Raw genomic sequence first — 4,130 nt, 5'->3', positions numbered from 1 at the left:
CCGCCTCGGCCTCCCTCAGGATGTCGATGATCTGCGCTTCGTTGAACTTCGATGGCTTCATGGTCCGATCCTTCTGTCAGGTCGGACTCTAGCATCAACCGGAGGAACTATCGGGGGGCACAGCAGGACGGATGCGGTATTCGCTACCTTGCCCCCTGATGATGGGGATACGTGAACTCCGAAAATTGAAAAACACCCCGGTGGACGAGAAGGGGTAGCCCAACTGGACAATTCGCCGACGCAGCTGCGTCGTTGCGAGGAGGCCAGAGGGGCCGCCAGGCCTCAGACCGGACCTGTATATTCGCCGCGCGCCGGGTAATCCTTGGCGATAACGAAGTCCAGGGCCTGCACCAATTCCCTGAAGACCGGACGGACGAAGGGCATCGTCTGCACGGAGGCGTAGTAGAGCGTCTGGTCGGGGCGGATCAGGAAGACGCCGGGTTCCGAGAAAAGGTCCGGCTCCTCAATTCTGATGGATGTCGTGCCGCGCGAAGTGGAAATGAAAAGCCCCCAGTCCTTTGCGACAGAAAGCGGCAGGCCATAGCCGATGCGCAGGTTCTCGGCGCCTATCTTTTCCGCCATTTCCCTTGCGCGATCGCGCTCGTCGGAACTGATGGCGATGGTCTTCACGCCGCGGCTTTCGAACTCGGGCGTCAGACGTTCCAGGTCCTTGAGGTAGTTTGCGCAGATGGGGCAGTGCAGGCCGCGGTAGAACACCACCAGCGAGAAACGCTCAGGGTTTTCCGCGGAAAGGTTGAAGCGCGCGCCGGACAAGGTTTCCACTTCAAGGTCCGGTGTCCTCTGGCGGGGGATGAGCATCAGCAAGTTCCTTCTTTTGCATGCGGTAAGAATCGCCGCGGAACTTGACAATAGGCTATCCTGAAGCACTTAATGTCATTCTATGTTGATCGAGCGTACAAATATGCCCAAAAATACGACGGATCGCCTTTCGGCACTGATCCGGCACTTCCGCATCGAGGCGAAGGTGTTTCCTGCCGCTCGGTCCGGCCTGCAGAAAGAAGGGCCGGGCGATGCAGCTCCGAACCTTTTTATTTTCAGGCACGGCCGTCTGACCTGGCCCGGCCAGGGCATGCCGGAGGGGGGCGCCAATCCGCCGATGCTCGTGTTTTTCCCGCGCGGCACCCCAGCCGGCGCGCATGTCGAACCCGACGTGAACGGCGCGGAGTATGTCTGCGCCGCGGTTGATACAGTTGGTGACGACAATCCGGTGGCCCAGGCCTTGCCGGAGGTGGTGGTCGTGCGGCGCGACGAGGTGTCATCTCTGCAATCGGTAACGGACATGCTCCTGGAAGAAGCCTTTTCCCCTCGTTGCGGCGGCCAAGCGGTGATTGACCGTCTGTGCGAGATCGCTGTCATCCGGCTACTGCGCCACCTCATCGAGGACGGAGAGGCGAAGGTCGGATTGATTGCCGGTCTGGCGCATCCCAACCTGTCGCGTGCGATCGTGGCCATCCACGACAATCCGGAGCGGAATTGGCGGCTCGAGGATCTGGCCGGCATGGCCGCGATGTCGCGTACCCATTTCGCCAACAGGTTCCGCGAAGTGGTGGGGGTTACGCCGGGGGAGTATCTTTCGAGCTGGCGTCTCACCCTGGCGCGCATCGCGATCGCCAAGGGCGCATCAGTGAATGCAGCGGCGATGCAGACCGGCTTTTCATGCTCGGCGGCACTGTCGCGGGCGTTCACGCGCCGCTACGGTGTTTCTCCCAGGCAATTCGCCAAGCCTGGCCCAACCTCGACCAGCGAGCACACCAGAAATACGACCTTCTGAGGCGCGTTGTTTTCGGCAGCGCCGAACTCGGTTCATGTTGCCGAGTGCCGAGGCCAGCCAGGCTTGGGTCGCGCCAAAGGCCGAGGCAGAGACAGAAGGTCGGATCCGGGCCAGGCCGTACGCGTTGCAGGCAGGAATGTCCCCCGAGGCGGGTTGGCGGACCAACCCCTGGAAAGATCCCAGTCAAGGCACAGGCCCGCCGCTCCTTCTGCAGCTGACCCCGCGCTCAGTCGAGTTGGTAGCCCGGTGTCGTCTTTGACAGCGCCACTTCCTCCTCGCTCATCTCCGCCGAGATATCCGCGAACAGCGGCGTTGACAGATAGCGCTCGCCTGTGTCCGGCAGCATGCACAATATGGTGGAACCCTCCGGCGCCTCTGCCGCAACCTTCAGCGCGCCAGCGAAGGTGGCGCCGGCGGATATGCCGACGAAGATGCCTTCCTTCTGGGCGAGATCTCGAGAGGATTTGAATGCTTCGGGACCGGAGATGGTGAGAATCCTGTCGATAACATTCATCCCCACCGCGTCGCCCGTGATCTTGGGGATGAAGTCGGGGCTCCACCCCTGCACCGGATGTGGGGCAAAGGCAGGATGGCTCTCTGACGGCGAGCCATCGGGGTTCCGCAGCTGCGGCTCGCCACTCGTCAACATCGGCGCCAACTCTGGCTCGCAGACGATGATCTTGGTTTGCGGACGCTCTCTGTCGAGGACCCGCGCCACACCCTGAAGGGTGCCGCCAGTGCCGAAACCAGTCACCCAGTAGTCGAGCGCCATGCCCGCGAAGTCCTCCAGGATCTCCCGGGCGGTTGTGCGCTCGTGGATGTCCGGATTGGCAGGGTTCTCGAACTGCCGGGTTTGGAACCAACCATGGGCCTCGGCCAGTTCCACAGCCTTGTTGACCATGCCCGTGCCTTTTTGCGCGGCCGGCGTGAGCACAACCTTGGCGCCGAGGAAACGCATCAGCCTGCGGCGCTCTACGCTGAAGCTCTCGGCCATCGTGACGACCAGTGGATAGCCCTTCTGGGCGCAGACCATCGCGAGGCCAATGCCCGTGTTGCCGCTCGTCGCCTCGACGACCGTCTGCCCCGGCTTCAGCGCGCCCGACGCCTCTGCCGCCTCAATCACCCCCAGCGCCAGACGGTCCTTGACCGAGCCAAGCGGGTTGAAGGCCTCGATCTTGACGTAAAGGTTGACATGCCGCGGCGCCAATTTGCCGATTTTCACAACCGGAGTGCGGCCGATGGTCTGAAGGATATTCTCGTAGAGTGCCACTTCTGCCTTCCTTCCTTCTTCCCTGACCCGGCCTGTTCCGGGCCCGGGCATTCGCGCGCGACCGCAGCGGAAGGCGCGTGTTCCCAGCAGATCACACCGTTTTACCCGGCAACCTCAACCAGCCGGCCGGTTTTGCAGTCATAGATGCAGCCGTGGACCGGGATGCCGTCCGGCACGAGCGGGTGGCTCTTGATGCGCTGGACATCCGCTTTCACGCTTTCCGCCTGATCCCGGATGGTCAGCCAGTCGATAAAGTCGCCCTCGTGCGAGCCGGGGCCTTCGCCGGTGTCGCGCCAGCCATTCTCATCGATCGTCGCGGTGTCGAGGCTGCTGGCGAGCAGGTCGCGCATGATCTCGTCGGTGAAGGTCTCCATGCCGCAATCCGTGTGGTGGATCACGAACCACTCATTGGTTCCGAGCAGCTTGTGCGAGATCACCAGCGAGCGAATGGCATCATCGCTGGCGCGGCCGCCGGCATTGCGGATGACATGGGCGTCGCCCTCGGCAAGGCCGGCGTATTTGGCGGGATCGAGCCGCGCATCCATGCAGGTGAGGATGGCGAAGCCCCGGCCCGGCGGCATCGGCAGATTGGCTTTGTCTCCGAAGTCGCTCGCGTATTTCTCGTTCGCAGCGAGAACCTCTTTCTTGATGTCGCTCACGGCGCCTTCCTCCCCTGTTGCGGAATTCCTCCTATGGCTCTCCTACATCAAATCTAGCGCATGAGGGCCGGATTCACCAAACGGTATCAGCCCACGCTTGGCGCCGGATGCTTTCAGATGCCGGATGTTCGCCAAGGCGGCATCTTCCACTTCGCGGCCTCCACTCTCCCACAGACAGTTTATCTGTCGGCCTCGCCTCAGGCAGGCGGTGGCAATCGGCTGGTTTCGGTGTTTGCTGCCATCGGACTCCCTGACTCGTGCCGCCTCTCCGTCGCACGCACGATCTTTGGTGAGGTATTTCTGCGCCTCAGCTCTTGACCTGCTCCCCTGAAATGTCCCCGTTTCAAGGTTAGCCTGTTCTCCAACCGAGGAGACCGACGATGAAGAGAAGCCGTTTCAGCGAAGGGCA

4 protein-coding genes are annotated in these 4,130 nt (G+C 62.2%); 1 reads left to right on the top strand and 3 read right to left on the bottom strand.

The window, feature by feature from the left end:
- Positions 1 to 282 precede the first annotated feature (282 nt).
- On the bottom strand, positions 283 to 819 hold the full coding sequence (locus KCI33_RS17750) for a peroxiredoxin-like family protein (RefSeq protein WP_212526141.1): 537 nt from the start codon (positions 817 to 819) through the stop codon (positions 283 to 285).
- 82 nt (positions 820 to 901) lie between these two features.
- Between KCI33_RS17750 and KCI33_RS17745 the strand changes: the two genes are divergently transcribed.
- Positions 902 to 1,792 (top strand): AraC family transcriptional regulator, encoded by an 891-nt coding sequence (locus KCI33_RS17745; protein WP_212526139.1) that lies wholly within the window; start codon positions 902 to 904, stop codon positions 1,790 to 1,792.
- 226 nt (positions 1,793 to 2,018) lie between these two features.
- On the opposite strand, the gene cysK is transcribed toward KCI33_RS17745, so the two are convergent.
- Positions 2,019 to 3,062, bottom strand: coding sequence for a cysteine synthase A (cysK, locus tag KCI33_RS17740; RefSeq protein WP_349252225.1), 1,044 nt, complete (start codon positions 3,060 to 3,062; stop codon positions 2,019 to 2,021).
- 101 nt (positions 3,063 to 3,163) lie between these two features.
- Entirely contained in the window at positions 3,164 to 3,721 is a 558-nt protein-coding gene (locus tag KCI33_RS17735) for a carbonic anhydrase (RefSeq protein WP_349252224.1), read from the bottom strand.
- Positions 3,722 to 4,130: the final 409 nt, after the last annotated feature.

The organism is Actibacterium sp. MT2.3-13A, from assembly GCF_018139985.1.
GTDB lineage: Bacteria > Pseudomonadota > Alphaproteobacteria > Rhodobacterales > Rhodobacteraceae > JAGSOU01.
This window is presented reverse-complemented; position numbering and strand designations above follow the sequence as displayed.